General features: G+C 71.2%; 24 protein-coding genes. 12 read left to right on the top strand and 12 right to left on the bottom strand.

All coding sequences use genetic code 11. The features are described from left to right. Positions 1-54: 54 nt before the first annotated feature. The 4 genes from ACQEU1_RS43050 to ACQEU1_RS43035 all read left to right on the top strand — a co-directional run bounded on the left by ACQEU1_RS43050 (position 55) and on the right by ACQEU1_RS43035 (position 4,284). A complete protein-coding gene (locus tag ACQEU1_RS43050) occupies positions 55-1,221 on the top strand; it encodes a beta-1,3-glucanase family protein (protein ID WP_433215944.1) in 1,167 nt (388 codons plus the stop codon). Between the two features lie 82 nt (positions 1,222-1,303). Then, positions 1,304-1,975: a response regulator transcription factor gene (locus tag ACQEU1_RS43045; RefSeq protein ID WP_433215942.1), complete on the top strand. Its 672-nt coding sequence runs from the start codon at positions 1,304-1,306 to the stop codon at positions 1,973-1,975. Further along, the gene (locus tag ACQEU1_RS43040; protein WP_433215939.1) at positions 1,972-3,225 is read left to right on the top strand and encodes a sensor histidine kinase; all 1,254 of its coding nucleotides are present in this window, start codon (positions 1,972-1,974) and stop codon (positions 3,223-3,225) included. The genes ACQEU1_RS43045 and ACQEU1_RS43040 overlap by 4 nt, the downstream gene beginning before the upstream one ends. Positions 3,226-3,243: 18 nt before the next feature. Continuing rightward, positions 3,244-4,284: an NAD-dependent epimerase/dehydratase family protein gene (locus tag ACQEU1_RS43035; RefSeq protein WP_433215936.1), complete on the top strand. Its 1,041-nt coding sequence runs from the start codon at positions 3,244-3,246 to the stop codon at positions 4,282-4,284. Here ACQEU1_RS43035 and ACQEU1_RS43030 read toward each other — a convergent pair. Then, entirely contained in the window at positions 4,271-5,446 is a 1,176-nt protein-coding gene (locus tag ACQEU1_RS43030; RefSeq protein ID WP_433215933.1) for a hypothetical protein, read from the bottom strand. The genes ACQEU1_RS43035 and ACQEU1_RS43030 overlap by 14 nt on opposite strands. 121 nt (positions 5,447-5,567) lie before the next feature. Between ACQEU1_RS43030 and ACQEU1_RS43025 the strand changes: the two genes are divergently transcribed. The 4 genes from ACQEU1_RS43025 to ACQEU1_RS43010 are packed head-to-tail and all read left to right on the top strand — an operon-like array spanning position 5,568 to position 8,576. Next, positions 5,568-6,206, top strand: a complete 639-nt coding sequence (locus tag ACQEU1_RS43025) for a glycosyltransferase family 2 protein (RefSeq protein ID WP_433215930.1) — start codon at positions 5,568-5,570, stop codon at positions 6,204-6,206. Next, entirely contained in the window at positions 6,203-6,922 is a 720-nt protein-coding gene (locus ACQEU1_RS43020; RefSeq protein WP_433215927.1) for a TIGR04282 family arsenosugar biosynthesis glycosyltransferase, read from the top strand. Before ACQEU1_RS43025 ends, ACQEU1_RS43020 begins: the two co-directional genes overlap by 4 nt. Continuing rightward, on the top strand, positions 6,922-7,518 hold the full coding sequence (locus ACQEU1_RS43015) for a methyltransferase domain-containing protein (protein ID WP_433217080.1): 597 nt from the start codon (positions 6,922-6,924) through the stop codon (positions 7,516-7,518). The genes ACQEU1_RS43020 and ACQEU1_RS43015 overlap by 1 nt, the downstream gene beginning before the upstream one ends. Further along, on the top strand, positions 7,515-8,576 hold the full coding sequence (locus tag ACQEU1_RS43010) for a molybdopterin-dependent oxidoreductase (RefSeq protein ID WP_433215924.1): 1,062 nt from the start codon (positions 7,515-7,517) through the stop codon (positions 8,574-8,576). Before ACQEU1_RS43015 ends, ACQEU1_RS43010 begins: the two co-directional genes overlap by 4 nt. A gap of 356 nt (positions 8,577-8,932) precedes the next feature. On the opposite strand, the gene ACQEU1_RS43005 is transcribed toward ACQEU1_RS43010, so the two are convergent. Together ACQEU1_RS43005 and ACQEU1_RS43000 are read right to left on the bottom strand one after the other, a co-directional pair. Beyond that, positions 8,933-9,748, bottom strand: coding sequence for an ABC transporter permease (locus ACQEU1_RS43005; RefSeq protein ID WP_433215921.1), 816 nt, complete (start codon positions 9,746-9,748; stop codon positions 8,933-8,935). Next, positions 9,748-10,608: an ABC transporter ATP-binding protein gene (locus ACQEU1_RS43000; protein WP_433215918.1), complete on the bottom strand. Its 861-nt coding sequence runs from the start codon at positions 10,606-10,608 to the stop codon at positions 9,748-9,750. Before ACQEU1_RS43000 ends, ACQEU1_RS43005 begins: the two co-directional genes overlap by 1 nt. A 99-nt stretch (positions 10,609-10,707) precedes the next feature. Here ACQEU1_RS43000 and ACQEU1_RS42995 point away from each other — a divergent pair, with 99 nt between their 5' ends. Together ACQEU1_RS42995 and ACQEU1_RS42990 are read left to right on the top strand one after the other, a co-directional pair. After that, positions 10,708-11,757, top strand: coding sequence for a sensor histidine kinase (locus ACQEU1_RS42995; RefSeq protein ID WP_433215915.1), 1,050 nt, complete (start codon positions 10,708-10,710; stop codon positions 11,755-11,757). Then, a complete protein-coding gene (locus tag ACQEU1_RS42990; RefSeq protein ID WP_433215912.1) occupies positions 11,754-12,398 on the top strand; it encodes a response regulator in 645 nt (214 codons plus the stop codon). The genes ACQEU1_RS42995 and ACQEU1_RS42990 overlap by 4 nt, the downstream gene beginning before the upstream one ends. On the opposite strand, the gene ACQEU1_RS42985 is transcribed toward ACQEU1_RS42990, so the two are convergent. The 3 genes from ACQEU1_RS42985 to ACQEU1_RS42975 are packed head-to-tail and all read right to left on the bottom strand — an operon-like array spanning position 12,391 to position 15,755. Further along, positions 12,391-14,112 carry a carboxypeptidase regulatory-like domain-containing protein gene (locus ACQEU1_RS42985; protein ID WP_433215909.1) on the bottom strand — a complete coding sequence of 574 codons (1,722 nt, stop codon included), beginning with the start codon at positions 14,110-14,112 and terminating at the stop codon, positions 12,391-12,393. The genes ACQEU1_RS42990 and ACQEU1_RS42985 overlap by 8 nt on opposite strands. Positions 14,113-14,172: 60 nt before the next feature. Then, positions 14,173-14,793 (bottom strand): DJ-1/PfpI family protein, encoded by a 621-nt coding sequence (locus tag ACQEU1_RS42980; protein WP_433215907.1) that lies wholly within the window; start codon positions 14,791-14,793, stop codon positions 14,173-14,175. Next, entirely contained in the window at positions 14,793-15,755 is a 963-nt protein-coding gene (locus ACQEU1_RS42975) for a GlxA family transcriptional regulator (RefSeq protein WP_433215904.1), read from the bottom strand. The genes ACQEU1_RS42980 and ACQEU1_RS42975 overlap by 1 nt, the downstream gene beginning before the upstream one ends. 81 nt (positions 15,756-15,836) lie before the next feature. On the opposite strand from ACQEU1_RS42975, the gene ACQEU1_RS42970 reads away from it, so the two are divergent. Then, positions 15,837-16,844 carry a GDSL-type esterase/lipase family protein gene (locus ACQEU1_RS42970; protein ID WP_433215901.1) on the top strand — a complete coding sequence of 336 codons (1,008 nt, stop codon included), beginning with the start codon at positions 15,837-15,839 and terminating at the stop codon, positions 16,842-16,844. Between the two features lie 60 nt (positions 16,845-16,904). Here the strand turns inward: ACQEU1_RS42970 and ACQEU1_RS42965 are convergent, their stop codons facing one another. From ACQEU1_RS42965 to ACQEU1_RS42945, 5 genes are all read right to left on the bottom strand, one after another. Continuing rightward, positions 16,905-17,384, bottom strand: coding sequence for a hypothetical protein (locus ACQEU1_RS42965; protein ID WP_433215898.1), 480 nt, complete (start codon positions 17,382-17,384; stop codon positions 16,905-16,907). Positions 17,385-17,462: 78 nt separating this feature from the next. After that, on the bottom strand, positions 17,463-18,251 hold the full coding sequence (locus ACQEU1_RS42960) for a carboxylesterase family protein (protein ID WP_433215895.1): 789 nt from the start codon (positions 18,249-18,251) through the stop codon (positions 17,463-17,465). A 56-nt stretch (positions 18,252-18,307) separates the two neighbouring features. Then, complete coding sequence (locus tag ACQEU1_RS42955; protein ID WP_433215892.1) at positions 18,308-20,620, bottom strand: hypothetical protein; 2,313 nt, start codon at positions 20,618-20,620, stop codon at positions 18,308-18,310. A 203-nt stretch (positions 20,621-20,823) separates the two neighbouring features. Continuing rightward, positions 20,824-21,501 carry a hypothetical protein gene (locus ACQEU1_RS42950; RefSeq protein ID WP_433215889.1) on the bottom strand — a complete coding sequence of 226 codons (678 nt, stop codon included), beginning with the start codon at positions 21,499-21,501 and terminating at the stop codon, positions 20,824-20,826. Beyond that, positions 21,498-21,866: a YchJ family protein gene (locus tag ACQEU1_RS42945; RefSeq protein ID WP_433215886.1), complete on the bottom strand. Its 369-nt coding sequence runs from the start codon at positions 21,864-21,866 to the stop codon at positions 21,498-21,500. Before ACQEU1_RS42945 ends, ACQEU1_RS42950 begins: the two co-directional genes overlap by 4 nt. Before the next feature lie 95 nt (positions 21,867-21,961). Between ACQEU1_RS42945 and ACQEU1_RS42940 the strand changes: the two genes are divergently transcribed. Continuing rightward, positions 21,962-22,513 carry a DivIVA domain-containing protein gene (locus ACQEU1_RS42940; RefSeq protein WP_433215883.1) on the top strand — a complete coding sequence of 184 codons (552 nt, stop codon included), beginning with the start codon at positions 21,962-21,964 and terminating at the stop codon, positions 22,511-22,513. 41 nt (positions 22,514-22,554) lie between these two features. Here the strand turns inward: ACQEU1_RS42940 and ACQEU1_RS42935 are convergent, their stop codons facing one another. Continuing rightward, on the bottom strand, positions 22,555-24,936 hold the full coding sequence (locus ACQEU1_RS42935; RefSeq protein ID WP_433215880.1) for a glycoside hydrolase family 32 protein: 2,382 nt from the start codon (positions 24,934-24,936) through the stop codon (positions 22,555-22,557). Positions 24,937-24,965: the final 29 nt, after the last annotated feature.

The raw sequence follows: 24,965 nt of genomic DNA, 5'->3' as shown, positions 1-24,965 counted from the left end.
CCCGCCGACTATGAGAGCGCTCTCACGACCCTGTCTCAGTGAGGAGATAAGTCGATGCGCAAGCTCCTGCTGCTCGCGACATCGGCCCTACTAGGGCTGACAACGATGTCTGCACCGGTCCAGGCGGCACCTCCGAGCCAACTTCCGCTCACGGTCACGAACAACTCCGGGCGCGGCGACGCGGTCCACCTCTACATCACCGGGATCATGAACGGCCGGCTCGGCTACCTGAACGGCAACGGCCAGTTCACGCCGTGGTCCGGTGGCGCGATCCCGCCGGTGCCCGCGCCGGACTTCTCGATCCCCGGCCCCGGCAACGGCGCCAGCAAGACGGTGAACATCCCGCTCAACTTCGCGGGCGGCCGCATCTACATGGCGTTCCGCGACAAGCTCAAGTTCAGCCTCGTGCCGAACGGGCTGGTGCAGCCGGCGCCGTGGGCGGGCGGCGACCCGAACCGCGACATCCTGTTCGACTGGAGCGAGTTCAGCTACGACGGCGGCGGTCTGTGGCTCAACAGCTCCCAGGTGGACATGTTCGCGGTGCCGCACGCGGTCGAGGCGACGTCGCAGGGCGGCGCCACCAAGAAGGCGGGCCAGCTCGTTGCGAACGGGCGGAACCGGATTTTCGACGCGCACCGCACACTCGGCGGTGACTGGGCGAAGCTCGCCTACAGCCGCGCGGACGGCACGCGGCTGCGCGTGCTGAACCCGAGCAAGGGCCTCGACGCGGGTCTGTTCTCCGGCTCGTACTTCCAGAGCTACGTCAACAGCGTCTGGTCGACGTACCAGAACACGCCGCTGACCGTCGTGCCGTTCCAGGCCGAGCCGAACCGCAAGTTCACCGGCCGCGTCAGCGGTGGCGTCATGCGGTTCACGAACACGGCGGGCCAGCAGGTCGCGGAGTTCCAGCAGCCGTCCACCCGGGACGTGCTCAACTGCGACGGACGGCTCGCCGCGCCGAACAACGAGCTCGGCGCGATCTCGCGGTCGCTGTGCGCGGCGCTCAACCGCTCCACGCTCGGCTTCATCCACACCGCGCCGACGTACAACGCGAATGAGTTCTACACCCGCGCGACGACCAACCACTTCTCGAAGATCGTGCACGCGAACATGGTCGACGGGCGCGCCTACGGGTTCGCCTTCGACGACGTCGGTGGCTTCGAGTCACTTGTCCACGAACCGAACCCGCGTTCGGCAAAGATCACGCTGACCGGATTTTAAACCGAAGCAATCTTGATTTTGATCGACTTTCACTCCACTGTGTGAGACGCCGTCGCCGCGGCTCTCACACAGTGGAGTCGTTGTGTGCGTACGGGTCCTGCTGGTCGAAGACGACGAGCGAATCCGGCAGGCGTTGAGCCTCGCCTTGTCCGACGAGGGTTTCTCGGTGGACGAGGCGTGTTCGGGCGAAGAAGCGTTGCACCGTTTGGGGACGGAGTCGTTCGACGTGGTGCTGGTCGACCTCACGCTGCCCGGCGTGGACGGCCTGGAGGTGGTCAGGACCCTGCGGGCACGTGGTGACCTGCCCATCATCGTGGTCACGGCGCGCACGGACGCGCGGGACGTGATCGCCGGGCTGGAGTCGGGAGCGGACGACTACGTCACGAAACCTTTGCTGGCCGGCGTTCTCGCCGCGCGCATCCGCGCGTTGCTGAGACGACGCGGGCCGGGGCGCGAGGCGGTTCGGATAGGAGATCTGGAAATCCGTCCGCAGGAAGGACTTGTGCACCGTGCGGGCGAACGGGTTCATCTCACCAGGACGGAGTTCCGGCTGTTGCTGGAACTCGCTGGTGCGGCCGGACGCATCGTCACGAGGGAACAGCTGCTGCAAAAGGTCTGGGGATACGACTACTTCGGCGACACCCGTCTGCTGGACGTGCACATCAGAAGACTGCGCCGCAAGATAGAGACCAACCCGGACGATCCCGACCTGCTGCTCACGGTGCGCGGCACCGGGTACCGGATCCGCTCGTGAGGGGCGGCAGCCGCGTCACGCTGTCGTTCAGCCTCGGGCTGCTGGTCGTCACGGGCGTGCTGGCGTTCGCGACCTGGCACCTCGCCTCCGGGTACATGATGCGGCAACGGGAAGCGAGCGCGACCCGGCAGGCAGAGGTCAACGTCCGGCTGGTCGAACGCTCGCTGGCGTCACCGGGGCTGGGCGAGCTGCTGACCGGGCTCACCACCGGGCCCGACTCGTCGATCCTGGTGATGAGCCCGCGGGGACTGGTGTCGGCGGGCCGCAGGGTCGAGCCGTCCCAGCTGCCCGCGCACCTCGTCGAGCACCCGCCCGGCCGGGAGCGGGTCACCGTGGACGGGCTGCCGATGCTCGCCGTCGCCCAGCCGGTGGCGGGCGACGCCGTCTACGTCGAGCTGTTCGGGTTGCAGCAGCTGGACAACGTGTTCACCTGCCTGATCGCGGTGCTGATCGCCGTCACGATCGGCGCGGCGCTGCTCGGTGCCTCGCTGGGGTCGTGGGCCTCGCGGCGGAGCCTGGCGGCGAAGTTCGACTCGATGACGCGGGAGCTGGAGCAGAGAGCGTTGCGGGAGGCCAGGTTCGCCTCGGACGTCTCGCACGAGCTGCGGTCGCCGTTGACGACGATGGTGAACGCGGGCGCGGTGCTGCGGCGCCGGCGCGAGCACCTGCCCGGCACGGCGGGCACCGCGCTGGAGCTGCTGACCTCGGAGGTCGACAGGTTCGCGCGGATGGTGGTGGACCTGCTGGAGATCTCGCGCGCCGACCAGACCGACGACCCGCCGCCGGAGGAGATCGCGCTGGACGCGTTGGTGCGCAACGTGATCGCCACCCGCGCCACGCCCGTGCCGGTGGAGCTGGAGGCGGCCGTCGTGCTGGGTGACCGGCGGCGGCTCGACCGGGTGCTGACGAACCTGCTCGACAACGCCGAACGGCACGCCGGCGGCGCGGTCCTGGTCGCGCTGCGGATCGCGGGCACGTCCGTGCGGCTGGAGGTCGAGGACGCCGGGCCGGGGGTGCCCGCGCGGTTGCGGGAGGAGATCTTCGAACGGTTCGCGCGCGGCGTCATGGCGGGCAGCCGGGGCGGTGACACCGGCAGCGGGCTGGGGCTCGCGCTGGTCCGCGAGCACGTGCACCGGCTGGGCGGCCGGGTCTGGGTGGAGGACCGCTCACCACGGGGTGCGCGCTTCGTCGTGGAAATGGTCTTACGGAGTTCTGACGGCTGGCCGCCTCACGGCGCCGGGCGTGCGTGACGGCCCTACGGTCGGTTCATGCGAGTACTGATCACCGGCGGGGCCGGGTTCATCGGGTCACACGTCGCGGACGAGCTGACCTCCCAGGGCCACGACTGCGTGGTGCTCGACGCGTTGCTGCCCGAGGCCCACGGCGCCGTTCCGCTGCTGGAGCACGAACTCGTCGTCGGCGACGTGACCGACCCCGGCGTGCTGCGACCTCTGCTGTCCACTGTGGACGCCGTGTGCCACCAGGCGGCCATGGTCGGGCACGGCGTCGACCCGTTCGACGCGCCTTCTTACGCGCGCCACAACGACCTCGGCACGGCGGTGCTGCTGGCCGAGATGCACCGGGCGGGGGTGTCCCGGCTGGTGCTGGCGTCGTCGATGGTCGTCTACGGCGAGGGCCGCTACCGGTGCCTTACGCACGGGATCGTGCGCGCCGAACGCACCGCCGCCGACGTGGCGCAGGGCATGTACGAGCCGCGGTGCTTCTGCGGTGACTTCGTGGTGTCCGAGCTGGTGCCCGAGGACGCGCCGCTGGAGCCGCGCAGCACCTACGCCGCCACGAAGCTGGCGCAGGAGCACCTGGCGGTGGCGTGGGCGCGGCAGACCGGCGGGAGCGTGTGGGCGTTGCGCTACCACAACGTCTACGGGCCGCGGATGCCGCGCGACACCCCGTACGCCGGCGTGGCGTCGATCTTCCGCTCTGCTCTGCAGAACGGGGTCGCGCCGCGGGTCATGGAGGACGGGCGGCAGCGGCGGGACTTCGTGCACGTCACGGACGTGGCGCGGGCCAACGCGCTGGCGCTCGCGTCACCCCGGCCGGGCTTCGAGGCCGTGAACGTCTGCTCCGGCACCCCGCACACGATCGGCGACCTGGCGTTCGCGCTGGCCGACGCGTGCGACGGGCCCACGCCGGAGATCGTGGGCGGAGCGCGGGCGGGCGACGTCCGGCACGTCGTCGCGTCGCCCGCGAAGGCGTTGGAGGTGCTGGGGTTCGAGGCTCGGGTCGGGTTCGAGGACGGCGTGCGGGAGTTCGCGTTCTCCGCCCAGCGGGAGCCCGTCACCAGTTCGTGAGCACCAGGTGGTTCACCGCCAGGGCCGTGACGGCCTGGGCGGTGAGCCACCTCCTGTGGTGGTCGAGCTTGGCGGTGCCGACGAGGAGCCAGACCGCGAACGGCAGCCAGATGCGTTCGGTCTCGGCCTTGCTGAGGCCGGAGAGATCCGCCGCCAGGATCGCGACGCCCGCACCGATGACCCACTTGTCCTTGCGCAGCCCCTTGATGCCGGCCGGGCCGAGGACGAGCGCGAGCGCCGCCAGGTTCGCCCACACCCAGTACCAGTACGGCCTGGTGTCGCCGATGCCCTGGTAGTAGCGGAGTTTGACGAGCTCGTAGCCGTCGAGCCACCAGAACCCGCTCAGCGCGAACGCCCCCACGACGGCGAGCACACCCGCGGCCGCCCAGCCGATCTTCCGGAGGTCCTTGCCGACGGCGACGAGTGCCAGCGGGGCCAGCAGCACCAGGCCGTACGACAGGAACAGGCACCAGCCGAGCACGATTCCGCCGAGTACCGGCCACCGCGTGAGCAGGTAGAGGCCGACGGCCGCGACGCCCATGAACATGCCGTCCGCGGACGCGCCCACCCACACCGCGCCGGGGAACAGGACCAGGAACGGCAGCAACGCGTTGTTGCCGACGGCCTTGGGGATCGCGACGACGGCGAGCGAGCCGGCCAGCACGCAGAACAGCGACGCGGCCGCGCCTCCGCCGAGCCCGATCCGGTCGAGCAGCGTGAACGTGAGCAGCGCGCCCGGCGGGTGACCGGAGACGTGCGTGGTCCACGAGTCGGGCTGGAAGTCGGGGATGCGCGCGGCGAAACCCCTGAGCATCGCCGGGATGTCGGTGACTCCCGGGACCTCGTGCAGGTACTCGTCCTCGGTGGTGAGCCTGGTGACGAACCGGCCCCAGCCGTCGATCATGGCCAGCGAGAAGGTGAACGCCACCGAGGCCGCGTACGCGATCGGCAGCGCGAACCTGTGCTGTGCCAGCTCGGGTCCCTTGGCGACGACGAGGAACGCGATCAGGACCGCGGCGGGCGTGCCGGGGCCGACGTGCGGCTGCCAGTCGCCGAAGAGCGGTGCCGCGGCGGCGAACAGGACGCCGGGGTCGTTGACGTTGACGACGACCCCGATGATGATGGCGGCAGCGACGAGCAGCCCTGCGATGACTAGACGCACCGCGCCCAACCTAGGGGGTCCGCCGGGTGTCCGCCGGGCTCGCAAGACAATCGTAAGAACTCTTTCGTGCGTCACAATTCCGTAAGCACCACAACACTTTCCCATGGTCCAGGGTGGACCCATGGATGTCGTGTTGCCCTGCCTGGACGAGGCCGCCGCACTGCCCGCGGTCCTCGCCTCCCTGCCTCCCGGCCACCGCGCGATCGTGGTGGACAACGGGTCCTCCGACGGCTCGCCCGCCGTGGCTTCGGCGTGTGGCGCGCTCGTCGTGCACGAGCCCCGGCGCGGTTACGGCGCCGCCGTGCACACCGGCCTGCTGGCGGCCACCTCCGACGTGGTGGCGTTCGCCGACGCGGACGGTTCCCTCGACCTGGCCGAACTTCCCGCGATGGCGGCCTTGCTGGAAGACGCCGATCTCGTGGTCGGCCGGCGCAGGCCCGTCGACGCGAGCGTCTGGCCCTGGCACGCGCGGGCCGGGAACGCCGTGATCGCGTCCTTGTTGCGGCGGCGGGGTCTGGCCGTGCACGACATCGCGCCGCTGCGCGTGTGCCGGCGGGAAGCGTTGCTGGCGCTGGACGTTCAGGACCGCGCCTTCGGCTATCCCCTGGAACTGCTGGTGCGCGCGGCCGCCGCCGGGTGGCGCGTGCACGAGGTGGACGTGACCTACCGGGCGCGTGCGGCGGGTACGAAGTCGAAGGTGTCGGGCTCGGTGCGCGGCACGATGCGGGCCGCCCGCGACATGGCGGGGGTGCTGCGATGAGGTTCAGCCTGATGATCATGGCCAAGTCGCCGATCCCCGGCCAGGTGAAGACGCGCCTGTGCCCGCCGTTGTCCCCGGAGGAGGCGGCGGACGTGGCGGCGGCCTCCCTGCTCGACACCGTGGCGGCCGCGCTGGAGACACCCGGTGCCGTGCCGGTGGTGGCGCTGGCGGGGGTGGTGCGCCGCGAGGACGTCCGGGACGCGCTCGCGGAGTGCGTGGTGATCCCGCAACGGGGTTCGACGTTCGCCGAACGGCTGGTGCACGCGCACGCCGACGTGGCGCGGTTCCGGATGCCGGTGCTGCAGATCGGGATGGACACGCCGCAGGTGACGCCGTCGCTGCTCGAGTCGTGCGCGGAGTTCGGGGAGGCGGCGCTCGGGTTCGCGCAGGACGGCGGGTGGTGGGCGCTCGGGCTGCGGGACCCGCTGCGGGCGGCGGTGCTGCGGGACGTGCCGATGTCGCGGGCCGACACCGGGGTGCGGACGCTGGAGGCGTTGCTGGGGATGGAGGTGCGGACGCTGCCGGTGCTGTCCGATGTGGACACGATCGAGGACGCGGTCGCGGTGGCGCGGGAGGTTCCGGGGAGCCGGTTCGCCGCGGCGGTGGCCGCGGTGGGCCGGGCCGCGGGGCAGGTGTCCGGTGGCGGGGCGGGGCGGCCGGGCGCGCCGGCCGCTCCCCCTCCCTCCGTCTGGGCGGCCGCGGCGGTGACGTCGTGATGTTCGACCAGGCCCTGCGCGGCCGTCCCAGCTGGCTCGACCTGCCCGGCGTCACCTCGCGCGAGCTCAGCGTCGCGCGCTGGCAGTCCGATGCCGACGACGGCGACGAGGTCCTCCTCGACGCCTGCGCCGGCCCCACCCTCGACGTCGGCTGCGGGCCCGGCCGTCTCGTCACCGCGCTGCTGGGCCGCGGCGTGCACGCGCTCGGCGTCGACGTCTCGCGAGAGGCGATCCGGCGCACCACGGCACGGGGCGGCGTGGCGATCCGGCGGGACGTGTTCGGTCCCCTGCCCGGCGAAGGGCGGTGGCGGCACGTGCTGCTCGCCGACGGCAACATCGGCATCGGCGGTGATCCGGCGGCGTTGTTGCGGCGCGTGCGGCAGCTGCTCGGGCCCAGCGGGACCGTGGTCGTCGAGGTCGAGGCGCCGGGGTCCGGGCTCACGGTCGGGCTGGCGCGGGTGCGGACGGCGGACACCTGCGGGCAGCGGTTCCCGTGGGCGTGGAGCGACGCGGAGTCGGTGGCGGCGGACGGGTTCTTCCTGCTGTGGCAGGTGGAACGGGCGGGACGCTGGTTCGCGTGCTGGGAGCGGCTGTGAAACTCCCCGACATCAAGGAACCCGAGTTCAAGGCGCCCGCGCACCACGTCGGGGTGACCAGCCGGGTCGGGACGTGGCTCGGCATCGCGTTCGGGCTGTGCTTCGTCACCGGGCTGATCAGCCACGGCGTGCAGCACGACTGGCCGTGGCCCACGCGTCCGGTCAACCTCTACCGGATCACGCAGGGCGTGCATGTGATCTCGGGCGTGGCGTCGATCCCGTTGCTGCTGGCCAAGTTGTGGAGCGTCTACCCGAAGCTGTTCGAACGGCCGTTGGTCAAGTCGGTGCCGCACGCCTTGGAGCGCGGGTCGATCTTCGTGTTGCTCGGGGCGTCGTTCTTCGAGCTGGTGACCGGGCTGTTCAACGCGGCGCAGAACTACCCGTGGTCGTTCTACTTCCCCACGGCGCACTACGCGGTGGCGTGGATCGCGATTGGCTCGATGCTCGTCCACATCGCGGTGAAGATCCCGGTGGTCCGCCGGACGCTGGAACCGAGGTCCGAGGAGCGGACCGTCCTGTCGCGCAGGGCTTTCCTGCGGACCACCGCGCTCACGACCGGGGTGGCGGTCGTGGCGACGGCCGGCGTCACGGTGCCGTGGCTGCGCAAGGTGTCGGTGCTGGCGTGGCGGTCGGGCAGCACGTTGCCGGTCAACCGGACGGCCAAGGCCGCGAACGTCGTCGTGCCGGCGAACTGGCGGTTGAAGGCCGGCGACCGGAGCTTCTCGCTCGCCGAGCTGCGGGCGATGCCGCAGACGACCGTCGAGCTGCCGATCGCGTGCGTCGAGGGGTGGAGCCAGAACGCCACCTGGACCGGGGTGCGGGTGCGGGACCTGGTGAGCGGAGGGGACGTGCGGGTCGAGTCGCTGGAGCGCGACGGGCTGTACCGGGCGACGACGTTGCCGGAGGCGTTCGCGCAGGATCCCTTGACGCTGCTGGCGCTCGAGCTCGACGGGGAGGAGCTGAGTCCGGACCACGGGTTCCCGTGCCGGCTGATCGCGCCGAACAGGCCTGGGGTGTTGCAGACGAAGTGGGTCACGTCGCTGGAGGTGACGGCATGAGCAGCACGAACACGGGCGTCCTCGGCACGAGGATCGCGATCGGGTTGGCCGGCGTGGGGCTCGGTGCGTGGGGCGCCTGGCTGCTCCTCCCCCAGGTCACCCTCGAACTCCTGCTCTGGCTCGGCGGAGGCGTCGTCCTGCACGACTTCCTGATCGCCCCGCTGGTCGGCCTGTCCGGGTTCGTGGTCAAACGCCCGTCCGTCGGCGTCGGCCTGGTCACCACGGGCGTTCTCGGCCTGATCGCCGTTCCGTTGCTGTGGCGCGAGCACAGCGGCCCGGTCAACCCGGGCCTGCACGACCGCGACTACCCCACCGGAGTCGCGGTCGCACTCGGCATCACCTGGGCCGCCGTGGCGCTATACGAGGTCGCGGCGCACCTTCAGCAACGTCGCCGCGCCCACGAACACCACGACGTACCCGAGGAGGAACAACGCGGCGGTCGTGCCGCTGAGGTCGGTCAGCACGCCGGGAGCGCCCTGCCCGCCGACGGCTCCGGCGAGGTTGCCGGCCGAGCCACCGGGCAGCACCTTCGTGAGATCGCCGACGGATCCGAGCAGGGAACCCACGCCCCGCAACAGGTTCTCCGTCACGATCGCCCACATCAGGCCGAGCCCGACGGCCAGCGCGGGTCCCTTGGTGACGACGCCGAGGAACACCCCGAAGCCCGTCCACATGGCGGCGATCAGCAGTGACGCGCCCAACGCCTGGAACACGTCCCAGCCCGGCAGGCTCCAGTTCCAGCCCTCCAGGGAGGCGATCACGATCGACGCGCTGAGGTTCACGGCGAACGTCAACGCCACCAGCAGCACCACGACGACCGCCAGCGCGCCCAGGGTGCCCGCCATCGCCGTCACCCGGCGCGGCCCGGCGGTCAGCGTCGTCTTCCAGGTGCCCCAGCCGTAGCCGCTGCCGACCGCCAGCGCGGCCAGCACCAGGATGATCGCGCCGCCGAACATCGGCAGGCCGCGCACGACGGCCAGGCCCACGTTCTCCGGCTGCATCGCGCTGATCAGCTGCTGCTGGGACATGCCGCGCGTGTTCGTACTCCCTTCCAGGGCCAGGTAGTTGAACACGTAGCCGAACGTCAGCGTCATCACCAGCCAGAGGCCGATCAGCACCCAGGTCGCCGGCCACTTCCACAGCCTCAGCAGCTCCGCCTTCACGCTGCCCATCACGCCGCTCCCGTCATCTCGAAGAAGACCTCTTCCAACGTCCGGCGCAGCGGCCGGACCTCCTGCACGTCCACGTCGGCCGCCACCAACGTCCTGATCAGCGATCCGGGGTCGTCGCGGTGCACGTGCAGCACGTCGCCGTGCCGCGTGCTGCCCTCGATCAGCACGAGCGCCTTCTCCAGCGGGTCGGCGCGGATCAGCAGCACGGAGTCGCCGCGCAGCTGCTCGACGGTCGACTCGGCCACCAGCTTCCCGGCAGAGATCACGCCCACCCGGTCGCAGATCTCCTCGACCTCGCCGAGCAGGTGGCTCGACAGCAGCACCGTCTGGCCCTGCGCGGCCAGCGCCCGCACCAGGTCGCGCATGTCGGCCATGCCCGCCGGGTCGAGGCCGTTGGTCGGCTCGTCGAGGATCAGCAGTTCCGGCTGCCCGAGCAGGGCCGCGGCGACGCCGAGCCGTTGCTTCATGCCGAGCGAGTAGCGCCGGAACTTCTCCCCCGCCGCGCCCACCAGGTCGACCTGTTCCAGTGCCGCCTCGACCTCGGACGGACGCACACCCCTGCGGTGAGCGTGCACGCGCAGGTTGTCGCGACCGGACAGGTACGGGTAGAAACCGGGCCCCTCGATCAGCGACCCGACCTGGAGCAACGCCTTGGGGGTGCCGGGCGCCTCACCCAGCACGCGGGCAGAGCCGCTGGTCGGCTTCACGAGCCCCAGCAGCATGCGGATCGTGGTCGTCTTGCCCGCGCCGTTGGGGCCGAGGAACCCGTAGACCTCGCCCCGCCGCACGGACAGACTGACCTCGTCCACCACGGCGCGGTCGCCGTAGCGCTTCGTCAGCTTCTCCGTCGTCACGATCATGGCGACAACACTGGCCGCGGGCGGAGGTCGGCACGTCCGCTCGGGAGCGTCATGAAGATACGCACATCTGCGTACGCGCCCGGTCGTATGGTCAGGACCATGCGGATCAAGTGGCAGGACATCGCGCTGACCGTGGCGCTGGTGTTCTTCGGGCTGGGCGGCACGCGGTTCGCGGCCCGGTTGCAGGGCGCCGACCAGCTCGACGTCCTCGGCTACCTGCTGATCACGGTGGCCGCGGCAGGCCTGCTGTTCCGCTCGGTGCGTCCGCTGTGGACGGTCGGGATCACGACCGTCGCCATCGCCGTCTACCTGGCGCAGGGCTACCCGTTCGGCCCGATCCTGATGAGCGGCGTCGCGGCGATGTACGCGGTGGCGGTCTACGCGAGGTTCGAACTGGCGGCGGCCAGCGCCCTGGTCTACGCGCTCGCGATCCTGCCGTGGTGGAACGACTCCCTCACCTCGTGGATCACCTGGTCGGCGGGCTGGATCCTGCTGCCGGTCGCGGCCGGCGTGCTGATGAAGCTGCGCAAGCGGTCCGTTGTGGACGTTCGCGAACGCGCCGTGATCTCCGAACGGCTGCGGCTCGCCCAGGAGGTCCACGACGTCGTCGGCCACGGGCTCTCCGTGATCGCCATGCAGGCCGGCGTCGCCCTCTACGTCCTCGACAAGGACCCGGCCAAGGCCCGCGCGTCCCTCGAAGCCATCCGCGCCACGTCGAAGGAAGCTCTCGACGGCCTCCGGTCCGAACTGGACACCCTGCGCGGCTCGGCCCCGCTCACCCCGACGATCACGCTCGCCGACCTGCCGCCGCTGGCCGCCCGGATGCGCGAGGCGGGCCTGGAGGTCTCCGTCGAGGTCGAGAACGTCGACCTGCCCGAGAACTACCAGCTCGCCGTCTACCGGATCGTGCAGGAGTCGCTCACCAACGTGCTGCGGCACTCCTCCCCCGGCGTCACCGCGGCCGTCAAGGTCTACACCGTGCGCGGCGACCTGGTCGTGCACGTCACCGACACCGGTACGCCCGCGGCGTTCGCCGAGGGCCACGGCATCACCGGCATGCGGTCGCGGGCGGAGGCGCTCGGCGGCACGCTGGAGGTCACCGGATCGCACGGCTTCGCGGTGATCGCCCGGATACCGTTGCCGTCATGATTCGCGTGGTGGTGGCCGACGACCAGCCGCTCGTCCGGATGGGGCTGCGGACGTTGATCGAGACCGAGGACGGCGTCCAGTTCGCCGGCGAGGCCGCCGACGGCCGCGAGGCACTCGGGCTGATCCAGGCCACGAAACCGGACGTGGTGTTCCTCGACATCCGGATGCCGCTGATGGACGGCCTGGAGGTGCTGCGGCGCGTCTCCGCCGACCCGTCCTGCGCGGACGTGCGGATCGTCATGCTCACGACGTTCGACCTCGACGAGTACGTCTTCGAGGCGCTGCGCACCGGCGCGTCCGGGTTCCTGGTCAAGGACTCCGACCCGACCGACCTGCTGCGGGCCGTGCACGTGGTGGCCGACGGCGGGTCGCTGCTCTCGCCGTCCGTGACGCGCCGGGTGATCGAGCGGTTCGCGTCCGGCGCCTCCGCCCGGCCCGTGCCGCACCTCGACAAGCTCACCGAACGCGAGCGGGAGATCATGCGGCACGTGGCGTCGGGCGCGTCCAACGACGAGATCGCGGCCGTGCTGGTGATCTCGCCCGCGACCGTCCGCACGCACGTGTCGCGGGCGATGGTGAAGCTGGGCGCGCGCGACCGCGCCCAGCTCGTGGTGTTCGCCGTCCAGTCAGGCCTTACCTGACGTGCAGGTCGATCCCGGCCACGACCTCACCGGGTCCGATGTGGACGGTGTCGGGGTGCTCCTCGACGCCGTCCGGTGACGCCGAGAAGAACACCCGCACGTCCTGCCCGCCGTAGCCCTTCATCGTGTACTCGTACCTGTCGTTGAGGTACGCCCGGTCGCCCACGTAGTCACCGGTGCGCGCGTCCACGGCCCAGATCGAGGTGTACTGCCACGGGTAGGTCGCGCCCACGACCTTGCCGGTGATCTGCCCCGGCTTCCTCAGCCGCGCGTCGGACGTGGCGACACCACCGGCCGTCACCCGGACACCCGCCGCGTCGAAGCGGTTGGCCGCGCCGCCCGACCACTGCCACGCGTAGCGGCCGTAGGGGGCGGGGAACTGCACCTTCCACTCGTACGGGCCGAGGCCGCCGATCTCGTACGTCCCCTCGGTCCAGGTGCAGCGCACGTTCCGGCCCTGGAACGGGGAGGTGTGCGACGGCGTCACCGACGGGCAGACCTCCTGCACCGGCGCTCCGGTCTCGTCGTCGACGACTGTGCCGCGGATGGTGCCCGCGCCGTCGAACTCCACCCGCGCGGCCGTCGTCTGACCGCTCACCAGGTCGAACCACTTCGCCTGCTCGACGTCACCGGTGCCGCCGTTCTCGCCGACCCACTGGCTGCCGTGCGCCGTGGACGTGCGCGGGTAGGCGAACAGCCGCTGCCTGCCGGGCCAGTACTCGGTCAGGCGGAGCTTGCCGGTGCCGTCGGTGCCGCACCAGCTATGGCTCGTGTCCACGGCGTTGTGCGCGTCCGGGGCCACCAGGGAGACGCAACCGTCGACCGGGGCACCGGTCACCGCGTCCACGAACGTCACGTCGAGCACGGCCTCCCGGTCGAGCGCGTCCTCGGCGTGCGCGGTCTGGTCCTCCGCGACCTCGACGTCCTCGATCGTGTTGTAGAGGTACCCGTCCGGCGGGGAGATCAGGAACCGCCACCTGCCGGTGAGCAGGTCGGTGAACCGGGCCTTGCCCTGCGCGTCGGTGCGCACGGTGTAGCCGGCGCCGAGCTCGACCGGCAACGTCGCCTCCACCGCGACGTTCGCCATCGGGTCACCGGTGGCGCTGTCGCGGATCGTGACCTCGGCCGCGCCCATCGGTCGGGCGAGCTGCTCGACCGCGGTCTCCTGGTCCTCCGAGACGGTCAGGCGCTCCGACTCGTGGTACGAGGACCGCGGGAAGTGGTAGCGCAGCGTGTAGGTGCCCGTCAGCACGTGCTCGAAGCGGAACGCGCCGGTGGCGTCGGTGCCCGTCCACCCCCGCTGGTTGCCGTTGAGGTCCCTCAGCTCCACCCCGGCGTCCGGGATCGGCTGCCCCGGCTTGCGGAGGTAGGTGCCGCGCACCGAGCCGTACGTGAGCGGCTGCAGGGCGATCGACACCGAACCCGGCGCGGTGACCGGCTCGCTGAGCTGCTCGTGGTGCTCGGTGGCGTGTGCGAAGAGCCGGTACTGCCTGCCCGCGGTGAGCGGGATGTCGAACCTGCCGGCGTCGTCGGTGGTCGTGTCGCGCACCCAGCCGCCGTCGGGTGTCTTCGCGATGACCTGGATGCCTTTCATCGGCTGGCCCGTCCTGGCGGACGTGACGGTTCCGTCGATCCCCGCCGGGCTGGCCGAGGCCGGAGTGCCTGCCACGAGCAGGCTGAAGACGGCCGCGCACGCGGCCACAGCTCTGAACATCGTTCCCCCTAGAACGGACGGCTCCCCCTGAGCCGTCCGATCCAGGTTAGGGGCGCGGCGTCAGGCTTGGGAAGCCGCAAAAGCCTGCTTGAGGCCGGCCGCGATCTCCGGCGGGATCGAGTCGTAGGACCGCGGCGGCTGCGGGTCGTACTCGATGCCGACCTGCACGGCCTGCGCCACCACCTCGCCGAACTCGGCCTCGACCAGCCGCAACGCCATGTCGATGCCCGCCGACACCCCGGCGCCGGTGACGACCTTGTCGTCGAACACGACCCGGTCGGTGCTCACCTCGACCCCGCGCACCTCGAGGTCCTCGCGCGCGGCCCAGTGCGTGGTCGCCTTCGACACCAGCCCGGCCTCGGCGAGCAGCGTCGAGCCCGTGCACACCGACGTGGTCCACTTCGTCGTCGGGTGCACCTCGCGCAGCCACTCGACGACGCCGCCGGAGTCCTTCAGCAGTTCCTTCCAGTGCCCCGACCCCGGCACCACCACGATGTCGGTGGCCTTCAACGAGTCGAACGTGTCCGTCGGCGTCACGATCAGCCCGTTGTCGGACCGCACCGGGTCCAGCGTGGCCGCGACGAACCGCGCCGAGACCACCGGCACGCTCGCCAGCACCTCGAACGGGCCGACGAAGTCGAGCGAGGTCATGTTCGGGTAGAGCACGAAAGTGGCGTCCATCAGGCAACCCCAGTGGTCCGGAAGCGGGCGCGGTAGCTGCCCGGCGAGACGCCGAGCACGCGCAGGAAGGCCCGTCGCAGGGTCTCGGCCGAACCGAAGCCCGACTGCCGTGCGACGAGGTCGAGCGAGTCGCCGGTGCTCGCCAGCCGGTCGGCGGCGGCCTCGACGCGGGCACGTTCGACGTACTGCGCGGGCGAGGTGCCCACGCTGCGGGAGAACACGCGGGCGAAGTGCCGGACGCTCATCATCGCCTTGCGGGCCATGACCGGCACCGTCCACTCCCGCGTCGGATCGGCGTGGATGTCGTCCAGCAACGCGCGCAGCGAGCCGTCCTGCACCGGCTTCGCGCGCGTGTGGACGCTGAACTGCGACTGGCCGCCGGAGCGTTGCAGGAAGACGACCAGGTACTGCGCGATCTTGCGGGCCAGCGCCGGCCCGTGGTCCTGCTCCACCATGGCGAGCGCGAGGTCGATGCCCGCTGTCACGCCCGCCGACGTGGCCACCTGGCCGTCGCACACGAAGATCGCGTCCGGTTCGACGTCGACCCCGCGGTTCTCCAGCTCGCCGGTGAACGCCCAGTGCGTCGTGGCGCGCTTGCCGTTGAGCAGCCCGGCCCCGGCGAGCACGACGGCGCCGGTGCAGACCCCCGCGACCCGCCGGGAGCGCAGCGCGAGGCGGCGCAGGTGCGTCGTGAGCACCGGGTCGGCCGCGGCCTCGTCGTACCCCCAGCCGCCGACGACGAGCAGCGTGTCGATCGGACGGTCGAGCGTGCTCAGGTCGGCGCCTGCCTCGATGCGCACACCCGCCGTCGCGGCGAACGGCTCCCCTCCCAGCGTGGCGACGGTGACCTGGTAGCGCTGCTCGCTGTAGTTCGCGGCGGCGAACACCTCGATCGGTCCCGCCAGGTCGAGCAACGCCGTGCGGTCGTACCCGACCACCACTACTTCCCTCGGTTTCCCCACACCTCCACTGTCCCCATGACCGGCCGGGGCGGCAACGCCACATCTCCCTCGCATTCGGCCACCCCCGTAAACTGGTGCGCGATGCGCAAAGTGCTCTTCCTCGCGGCGATCGGCCTGCTCACGATCCTGCTGGTCGTGAGCGACCACGTGTTCCCGCCGCCCTCGGAACCGGACCGCGAGACCCGCACCGCCGTCGTGGCGCTCGGCGACAGCACGATGTCGGGCGAGGGCGCGGGTTCCTACGAGCCCGGCACCGACGGCGAGGCCGGCGGCAACTGGTGCCACCGCTCGCGCGAGGCCGAGATCCTCAAGACCGAGTTCGAGGCCGACCAGAAGATCAACCTGGCCTGCTCGGGCGCCAACTCCGACAAGCTGCGCAACGAGCAGCTACCCAGGCTGCGCGAGATCGCGGGCGCCAACCAGGTCGTCGCGATCGTCGTGGCCATCGGCGCGAACGACGACCCGCGCTTCGCCGAGATCCTCAACAAGTGCTTCGAGGCGTGGGGCAAGCGCAGCGACTGCACGTCGTCCGTCGCGCCGGAGTGGACCAAGCGCGTGAAGCGGATGGTCCCCAAGGTCGAGAACACGCTGAACGCCATCCGCCAGACCATGCGCGACTCCGGCTATCTTGACGCGTCGTACCAGCTGGTCGTGCAGTCCTACGCCGCCCCGGTCTCACCGAAGATGCCGCGCTCGCTGCAGAACCTCTCCGGCTGCCCGCTGCGCACCACCGACCTGGAGTGGGTCGTGGAGGAGGCCGTGCCGGAGCTGTCCAACGGCCTGCGCACCGCGGCCGCGAAGGTCAACGCCCGCTTCCTCGACCTGGCCCGCGCCGGCGAGGGCCACGAGGCGTGCGTGGGCGGCGGCGACGCGTCCAAGGAGTGGTTCACCCGGCTGTCGGTCGACTGGGAGGGGCTGCAGGACGAGCGGCGCGCCCCGCACGCGTTGCAGGAGTCGTTCCACCCCAACGCCCGCGGGCACGAGCAGATCGCGCGGTGCCTGAGCGAGTTCCTGGCGTCGGCGGACAAGCGGGACGGGGCGTGCGTGCCGAAGCTGGACGGCTCGCTCGGACTCAACACCGAGAGCTAGTCACGCTAGCCGGTTGCTCGGACAGCGACTGGTTGAGCGGGGCGGTGGCTGTTCGTGTGCCTAACGGTCGAGGTCGTCCGATCGCAGGATCGCCTGCACGGAGATGGTCCCCGTCCCGATGAGCATCGCGATCCCGTGGCAGTCCTCCTGTGTGCCACCGCCTGCGAAGCACCTGGCATCGGCGTAACGCGCGGACTCGTCCAACACCTTCTGGATGGCGAGGAGCGTGTCGAGGTACCGACTCTTCGCATCGTCCCGCGCACGGAGTTCGGCATCCAGTTTCGTCACCAGCTGAACCTGCTGGGTCAGGTAGTCGGCGCACGTTTTCGTCTGCGCTCGCGCTGGGGAGCACGGTGGATCGGCATAATCGGGCAAGGCCGCGAACTGCGCGTCAAGCTCGTCTGCGAGCGCACCGGGCGTCCTCGCTGCGGCGGCGGTGATCGTGGTGGTCGCACTCGTCGGTGACGACGGCGCGGCGACAGGATCTCCGGAGCCGCACCCGACGAGCACGAGCAGTGCGGCGATGATCGCGACGCTCACGGTTCACTCCCCCAGTCGCCCAGCTGTTCGTCCAGGCCCCTTTCGTTGTTACGCAGAGCCCCGGCTTGAACCGTGCCGTTAGACCCAGAGCTTCAGCTCGTCCTTCGGCCAGCCGGGATCGCCGGTGCGCGCGAACTCCGCCCACGCCCGTGCGATGTCGCCGCGGAACATGTCCGGGACGTCCGCGCCGTGGTGTGCGGGATGCCGGGCGTAGATCGACCGGAACGCGCTGCCGTGTTCGTCGGCGAGCCTCTTCGTGGGGCGCTGGAACAGGTCCACGTCCTCGTCCGCCGTGTGGCACACCAGCAGTTCGACGTCGTACGGGCCTTCGAAGGGGCTGCGCGGCAACGTCGAGCCGTCCACGATCGGTTGGTACTGCACGACTTCCGGATCGGCGGCGCGCTGCACCTCGACGGCTTCGCGCGGCGTGAAGAACCGGCCGGCGAGGCTGTGCACGATCGCGCGGTGGAACAGGCCCGCGGCCGACGGCATCACCATCAGGCTCGCGACGGTCTGCGCCCCTGACGACTGGCCGGCGACGGTGACGTTGTAGGGATCTCCGCCGTAGCGCGCGATGTTGCGCTGGACCCAGCGCAGCGCCGACACGACGTCGAGCAGCCCGCGGTTGTGCTGAACTCCTTCCAGCGCACCGTATCCGTCGACGGCGAGCCGGTAGTTGCAGCTGACGAACACGATCCCGAGCGACGCGAGCACGTCACCCGCGTACTCCGGTTGTGCTGAGGAGCCAACGGTGTTCGCGCCGCCGTGGACCCACACCAGGACGGGGGCGTCCGCGTCCACTGTGGACCAGACGTTCAGGGTGTGCGCGTCCCCGAACGCGCCGGTCGGCTCGCCGTCGCTGTCCACCGGTGGGTGGAGGCGGAGCGGGCCGACCGGGGGTTCGGCGTAGCGGATGCCGAGGTTCAGGCCGTCACCTGGTGCGAGACCGGCAGCACGCGCAGGTTCGCGGCCGCCCGTTCCAGCTGCGAGAGCACGCTCGGGCGCAGGCCCGCGATCTCCTGGTCCGCCATCGGCCCGGCCATCTCCTGCAGCAGCACCTGCTGCGGGTGATCGCCCTCGGCGTCGGCGACGGCCAGCACCCGGAACGGCGTGCCGGGCGCGAAGACGACGCGTTCCTCGGTGGACACCGCGACGCGGTCCGAGACCTCGACCCGGCGGCCGGTGACCGACCAGATCAGGTACTCGGTGACACCGTCGATGCGGTGCGACGGGTTCGCGATGGTGTCCAGCAGGCCGTGGTCGACCAGGACGTCGCCGCTGCGGTAGCGGCGCGGGCCGGTCGGGCCGCTGACGCCCCACACCGTCGCCACGCCGCTGTGCACGGGCAGGCGGTTCAGGCCGGAGACGATGCACGCGACGTACGGGCGCAGGCGGCCGAGGCGTCCCATGCGGAGCGTCTCGACGACCATGTCCTCGTCCTGCGACACGCACGCCAGCAACGCCGTGAGGTCGGTGACCGTGGCCTCGAACGCGGCCGGGTCCTCCTCCGCGTCCGGACGTTGCGAAAGCAGGCGCACGACCGTGGCCGCGTGCACGCCGTAACGCTCGCCGAGAGCGCGGCGGACCGTGTCTCGTTCCGCGTCCGTGCTGCTGTGCTCGCGCGCGACGGTCTCGCGTTCGCCGTCGTCCTCCGGCGGGGCCTCCCACATCGCCAGCGGCTGCAACGGCAGCGGGCCGTCGACGCGGAACCTGATCGGGGCCGAGTCCGGGTCGTCCGACGGGAACGCGGCCTCGTCCGGGTCGTCCAGCGCGTGCGAGGTGACCTTCGCGATCGCCGGACCGGCGCTGATGGACGCGTAGGCGGGGCCGGACTCGGCGGGGGTGGCGGGCGTGAAGAAGCCCGTGCCGCTGTCCGACGACTCACGGCGCGTCAACGCGTGTGCGGCCGTGCTGGCCGGCGGTTCGGGAGCGGGTGGCGGAGGAGGTGGCGGTGCCGTCACCTTCGAGTCGCAGAACACGAGACGCAGCAGCTTGCGCACCTCGGGCTCAAGACGCTCCACGAGAGCAGCGCCGTGCACCGCGACCGCACCGGGCGTCGTGCGTCCCGGCGTACCCACGGTCAGACGTGCCCACTCCGGGTCCAACGGCTGTGTGCGCACCTCGGCCGCGTTGTACGGCTCGTCCTGCTCACGCACCCACAGACCGGAGGGAACGACCTCCAGCACCACGCCGTCGCCGAGCGCGAACACGCCGGGCGAGACCTCGTTGAGGCCCTGCACGGGCGCCCGGTAGCCGGACACGACGGGCACGGACTCGTTCGGCAGGCAGGTGACCTCGGTGACGAACGGCCGCCAGGTCTGCTGGCCGCGCGGGTCGACCGCGATCACCGCGGGACCGCCGGTGCGCAGGTTGCCCACCGGCAGGCCGGTGAACATCGCGATCGGCTCGCCGATCTCGTCGGCGACGAGGCTGCCGATGGACGCGTCGATGCCGTACGGGACGAGCCGCACGCGCGACCGGGCCGCCTGGGGCAGCGCGGTGAGCAGGCGGCACACCTCGTCGATCGGGATCGCCGACTGGCCGGGTCCTCCGACGACGAGCGTCAGCACGTTGTCGCGGCACGGCAGCGCCACGATCGGCCGCGAGTCCTGGGCGGCCGGGTCGAACGGCGGCACCTGCGCGCGCAGCCACATGCCGCTCGGGATGGGTTCGGAGATGCCGATCTCGCCCGTCGGCCACGGCGAGTTCGGGTCCATCGCCTCCCACTGCGGCACCGGGAAGCGGCGGCCGAACGGCATCGGGGACGCGTTCGGCTGGAACTTCACCCAGCTGCCGTAGCCCTGGGTGCCGACGACGAACGCGGCACCGGGCACCGTGGTCAGCACGCCGTCCGGCGCGACGACCTCGGCCTGCAGCTGCTCGGTGAGCCACTGCGCGGGCGCGGTCGGCCGCATCGTGCCGGCGTGCGACACCGCGAGCCGGATGGGCCCACGGCCGTGCAACGCCGTCACGACGTGCGGCCAGAAGGTGCTCTGGTCCCCGCTCGGGAAGTCGACCACGACCACCGTGCGGCCGGGATCGGCGGGCAGCGCGCGGGCGAGACCCGTGGCGCCCTGGCTCGGGCCCTCCGGAGCGGAGACGACGAGCGTCGCCCCGACGAGGTTCGCCGCGAACGGCGTCCTCTGGGGCACCGACACCGGCTCCGGCGGCGGGACCGCGGCCGGGGGCGGCTCGTACAGATCCTGGTCCTGGTCCGTGCTCGTGATGGTCTGCACCCCGAAAACGCTCTGGCCAGAACTCTGCTGGGTCTGCTGGATCTGTGGTTGCTGCTCGCCTTGGGCGGCGGCACGTCGGCCCAACAAGCGCCTGATCACCTCCGTGCCATCCCGGTCACTCGCCCTTTCGGTGTAATCGGGCAACGGTCGTGCACGCTATCAAGACGCGCCGCACTCGTGTCACCCAGTCGGGTGGTTTGATCTCATCCGATCGAGACCCACACAGCGCGTGCTCGTCCACACACTCCGTCAGGGCCGATGATCGCGGACGCGGAGTACGCCTTGCGCCCGTCCCTGCCAAGCTCCCACGCCAGCAGCACGTGGTCCACGCCCAGTTTCACCGGCTGCTCCACCTGAGCGACGAACGTGCCGAGCACGAACGCCGGTCCGCCGTCCGGCGCGACGGGCTGGGCGGAGGGGCAGTCGAGCGCGGCCCAGACGATCTCCGGCAGCACGCTCACCCCGTCGTTGGGCAGCACGTCCGACGGCCGCCACACGCCCGCCCACTCGCTGCGGCCGTCCAGCGGGCCGAGCAGCGCGGCGATGCCGTCCTCCCGGTTCGGGCCGCAGCCGAAGCACGTCGGGAACGGGTGCCGGTCGCGCCACGGGACCTGCGCGGACGCCTTGAGCGCCTCCTCCAGCGTCGGCGCGGCGGGCACCTCCAGGTCGAGCGTCGCGGGCTCGGCCGAGGCGATCACGGTCTCGCCGTCGAGCAGCTCGCCGTTCTCGACCACCATGTCGGTGTCCAGCGGGATCGGTTTGCGCAGCCGCACGCTCACGGCCGGCGCGTCCACGTGCGCGGCGAGCAGGCCGGCCGAATATCCGCCGTTGCCCGTGCCGGGCGGCCCGTTGAACCTGCTCGCGACCCTGACCGCGCTCATTCCTGCCCCTCCAGGTACACCCACTGGCCGTTCTCGCGGACGAACTTGCTCCGCTCGTGCACGATGCCGCCGACGTAGTGCGCGCGGAACTCCACGACGCCCTCGTTCTGCAGCAACCCGCCGTTCTCCGTCGCCAGGACCTCGAGCTTCAGCCAGCGGTCGGTCGAGTCGATCCCGGCGCTCGACGGGCGGTGCCGCGTGGCCCACGTGCGCAGCAGGTAGTCCTCGTCGTGCACCGCGAAAGCGCTGTACCGGGACCGCATCAGCTGCTCCGCGGTGGCCGCCTTGCGGGCTCCCGAGTGCAGCGCGCCACAGCAGTCCACATAGGACCCGCCGGTGCCGCAGGGACACAGTTTGTTGTTCACGCCGACATTGTGCCTGGTAATCCCGTTAGAACCGATGCCGCGCTCTGTACGTACCCCTTGGCAAGACTGACTCGCGGGAGGCAGAGGAGACGGCAGTGAGTGTCGACAGCAGGACAGAGCTCGTACCGCTGCGCACGTGGTTCGGACTGCGCTGGCGCGGCTACGACAGGGACGAGGTGGACGACTACGTCGCCGAGCTGGAGGCCGAGCTCCGCCTGGTCACGGCCGACCGGGACGCGTCGGAGGCCCGCGCGGAGGCCCTGGCCACCAGGCTGGTCACCGTGCAGGAGGAGAACGCCGCACTTCAGGACGGCCTGCACCGCATCTGCCTGACCCCGATCGACCCGAAGGGCCTGCCCGAACGGCTCGCCCGCATGGTCGCCCTCGCCGAGGAGGAGCGCAGGGACGTCGTCCGCGACGCCCAGCTCAAGGCGTTGATGATCGTGGGAGAGGCCGAGCAACGGGCGCGTGACCTGGACGAACAGGCGGCGGCGAAGCGCGAGGAGATCCGCGAGGACTTCCGCCTCGCGATGTCTGCCCGCCGCGCGGAGGCCATGCGCGCGCTGGCCGAGCTGCGCAACGTGGCCCGCGACGAGGCCGAACGCATCGTCGCGGAGGCCAAGATCCAGAGCCTGCACATCGAGTAGGAGGAGCGGGCCGGGAGGCGCGCCTCGGCACGGCGGGGCCGCTAGCCGAGCACGAGGTCGCGCATCGTGGCGGTGCCGGCGTACGCGTTGAGCCCGACCCTCCCCTCGCCGTACGCCGTGTCGGTCGCGTCGATCACCGGGTTCGCGCCGCGGTCGAACCAGACCCGCAGGCGTGAGCCCTCGGCCTGGACCTTCAGGTGGTACGTGCGGCCCTGCACGATCGGCGCGGCGACCGTCGCGATGTCACGACCGGGCCGCCACAGCTTCACGAGCCCGGAAGCGTCGATGTTCGCCGTGTACCCCGCGCCGTCGGCCCCGGCGCGGAACGTCAGGCCCGCCGCCACGCCGTTGACGATCGACAGATCGCCTTCGTACACGAGATCCGACGCGACGCGGTCGCTCAGGTAGAACGCGTCGCCCTGGGTCTGGGCGCGCAACGAGTCCGGGGTCGTGGTCCAGGTGCCGGCAACGGCGGTCCACGGGCCGGACGGGAACGCGGTGAAGCCGGACGGGCCGGTGTTCAGGTTCTGCACGGTCGCCGCGCCCCGGTAGACGTTCGCGCCGAACCGTCCGGAGGTGTGGGCCGTGTCGGTCGCGTCGATGATCGGGTTCGTGCCGTGGTTCAGCCAGACCCGCAGCCGCGACCCGGTCGCCTGCACCTTCAGGTGATAGCCGCGGCCCTGCACGATCGGCGTCGCGACCGTCGCGATGTCCCGCCCCGGCCGCCAGAGCTTCACCACGCCCGACGCGTCGATGTTGGCGGTGTAACCGGCGCCGTCCGCACCCGCGCGGAACACCAGACCGGCCGCCTGGGCGGAGTCCAGGCGGAGGTCGCCCTCGTAGGTCGCGTCGGCGGCGGTGCTCGCGCTCAGGTAGAACGCGTCGCCGGTCGCCTGGGCGCGCTTGCCGCCGGCGACGTCCGTCCAGGAACCGGCGGTGGCGTGCCACGGGCCGCGCAGGTTGCTCTCCAAAGTGGACTGCGCGGTGCCCCAGCTCGTGCTGAGCCGGGTGAACTTCGCGTCCACCAACCGAACCGTGCCGCCATTGGCGAACAGCCGGATGCCCTGGCTGACGGCGGCCGAGTCGAAGTTCACGTTGTCCGACAACGAGAACACGCCGTCGCCGCCGAAGATCTCCAGCTGGCCGCGGTCGACCAGCAACCGCACGCTCACCTCGTCGCCTGCGGGCTGGAAGGGCTTGCCGTCCAGCGCGCGTGCGGCGCGGTCGTAGGTGACGGTCCGGTCGGCGCTGCCGTCGGACCGGCTGTGCAAGGCGAAGCCGAACTCGCGGGCGGTCGCGCCGCGCAGGTCGAAGCGAGCGGTGATCTCGTAGGTGTCGGCGAGCACGCCGGCGAACGGGTTGTTCGTGGCCGTCACGGTGGTGTTGCGCCAGGTCCGGGTGTCGGCGCGGAGCGAGTCCAGTTCGGTGACCGGGGTCCTCGTCACCCGAGGACCGTCCGGTGACGCGACCAGGCCCAGGGACACCGGGAACGTCGCGTTGCCGGTCCACGCGCTGCCCCGGTTGCCGCCCTGCCACGCCATCTGCACCACCCGGCCGTCCGGGGTGTTGTCGAACGTCTCGGCGGCGTAGAAGGTGCCGCCGGGGAACGTGGTGCCGTGGTTCATCTTCTTCGGCTGCGGCTGGTCGGTGCGGAACGCCTTGCCGTCGAACGTGCCCACGACGTACTCGCCGGTCGCCGAGGTGAGCACCCAGCGCGGAACCCCGTTGAGCGGCAACACGAAGAGCTCGGGGCACTCGAACAGCCAGCCGGCGGCGTAGCGGCTGGCGAACGTCCACTTCAGGAGGTTCGGCGAGGTGTAGACGTCCACGCCGTTGCCGCCGCGGTTCGACCAGACGACCATGACCCACTGCCGCCGCTCGGCGTCCCAGACGACGTTGGGGTCGCGGCTCTCCTCGGGGATCTCGATCTGCTTGCGCCCGCCGTCGTACGCCTGGAAGCTGCGGCCGTTGTCGTTGCTGTAGAACACGCTGACGCCGTTGACGTTGGAGAACACGACGATCGGGTCGAGCGCGCCCGTCTTGAGCCCCGAGGTGTTGGCCTTGTCGACCACGCCGCCGCCGGAGAACAACGTGCCGGGGTGCACGCCCGGTTCCAGCGCGACGGGTTTCTGGGTCCAGTGCACGAGATCCGGGCTCGTGGCGTGGCCCCAGTGCATCGTGTCCCACTCGAGGCCGTGCGGGTTGTGCTGGTAGAAGAAGTGGTAGAGGCCGTTGGCGAACACCAGCCCGTTGGGGTCGTTCATCCACCCCGACTGCGAGCTGAAGTGGAACTGCCCGCGGAACGGCTCGGAGTAGGTCGTTGGCGCGTAAGGGAACTCTGGGTAGTCCGGTGTCGTGCCCGCCGCGGCGGGACCTACCGGAACGAACAGGGCGACCAGCAGCACGACCAGCAGCGCACGCATCGCGAGACCTCCCGGGACAACGTTGTCAG

The sequence above is a fragment of the Lentzea sp. CA-135723 genome, from assembly GCF_050936595.1.
GTDB lineage: Bacteria > Actinomycetota > Actinomycetes > Mycobacteriales > Pseudonocardiaceae > Lentzea.
The sequence above is the reverse complement of the archived record's forward strand: the minus strand, read 5'-3'. Positions and strand labels throughout refer to the sequence as shown.

Bases quoted from the DNA above. Each gene is read 5' to 3' on its own strand.
- ACQEU1_RS43050 (WP_433215944.1), top strand. From the start codon at position 55: ATGCGCAAGCTCCTGCTGCTCGCGACATCGGCCCTACTAGGGCTGACA.
- ACQEU1_RS43035 (WP_433215936.1), top strand. From the start codon at position 3,244: ATGCGAGTACTGATCACCGGCGGGGCCGGGTTCATCGGGTCACACGTC.
- ACQEU1_RS43025 (WP_433215930.1), top strand. From the start codon at position 5,568: ATGGATGTCGTGTTGCCCTGCCTGGACGAGGCCGCCGCACTGCCCGCG.
- ACQEU1_RS43020 (WP_433215927.1), top strand. From the start codon at position 6,203: ATGAGGTTCAGCCTGATGATCATGGCCAAGTCGCCGATCCCCGGCCAG.
- ACQEU1_RS43015 (WP_433217080.1), top strand. From the start codon at position 6,922: ATGTTCGACCAGGCCCTGCGCGGCCGTCCCAGCTGGCTCGACCTGCCC.
- ACQEU1_RS43005 (WP_433215921.1), bottom strand. From the start codon at position 9,748: ATGGGCAGCGTGAAGGCGGAGCTGCTGAGGCTGTGGAAGTGGCCGGCG.
- ACQEU1_RS43000 (WP_433215918.1), bottom strand. From the start codon at position 10,608: ATGATCGTGACGACGGAGAAGCTGACGAAGCGCTACGGCGACCGCGCC.
- ACQEU1_RS42995 (WP_433215915.1), top strand. From the start codon at position 10,708: ATGCGGATCAAGTGGCAGGACATCGCGCTGACCGTGGCGCTGGTGTTC.
- ACQEU1_RS42990 (WP_433215912.1), top strand. From the start codon at position 11,754: ATGATTCGCGTGGTGGTGGCCGACGACCAGCCGCTCGTCCGGATGGGG.
- ACQEU1_RS42985 (WP_433215909.1), bottom strand. From the start codon at position 14,112: ATGTTCAGAGCTGTGGCCGCGTGCGCGGCCGTCTTCAGCCTGCTCGTG.
- ACQEU1_RS42980 (WP_433215907.1), bottom strand. From the start codon at position 14,793: ATGGACGCCACTTTCGTGCTCTACCCGAACATGACCTCGCTCGACTTC.
- ACQEU1_RS42970 (WP_433215901.1), top strand. From the start codon at position 15,837: ATGCGCAAAGTGCTCTTCCTCGCGGCGATCGGCCTGCTCACGATCCTG.
- ACQEU1_RS42950 (WP_433215889.1), bottom strand. From the start codon at position 21,501: ATGAGCGCGGTCAGGGTCGCGAGCAGGTTCAACGGGCCGCCCGGCACG.
- ACQEU1_RS42935 (WP_433215880.1), bottom strand. From the start codon at position 24,936: ATGCGTGCGCTGCTGGTCGTGCTGCTGGTCGCCCTGTTCGTTCCGGTA.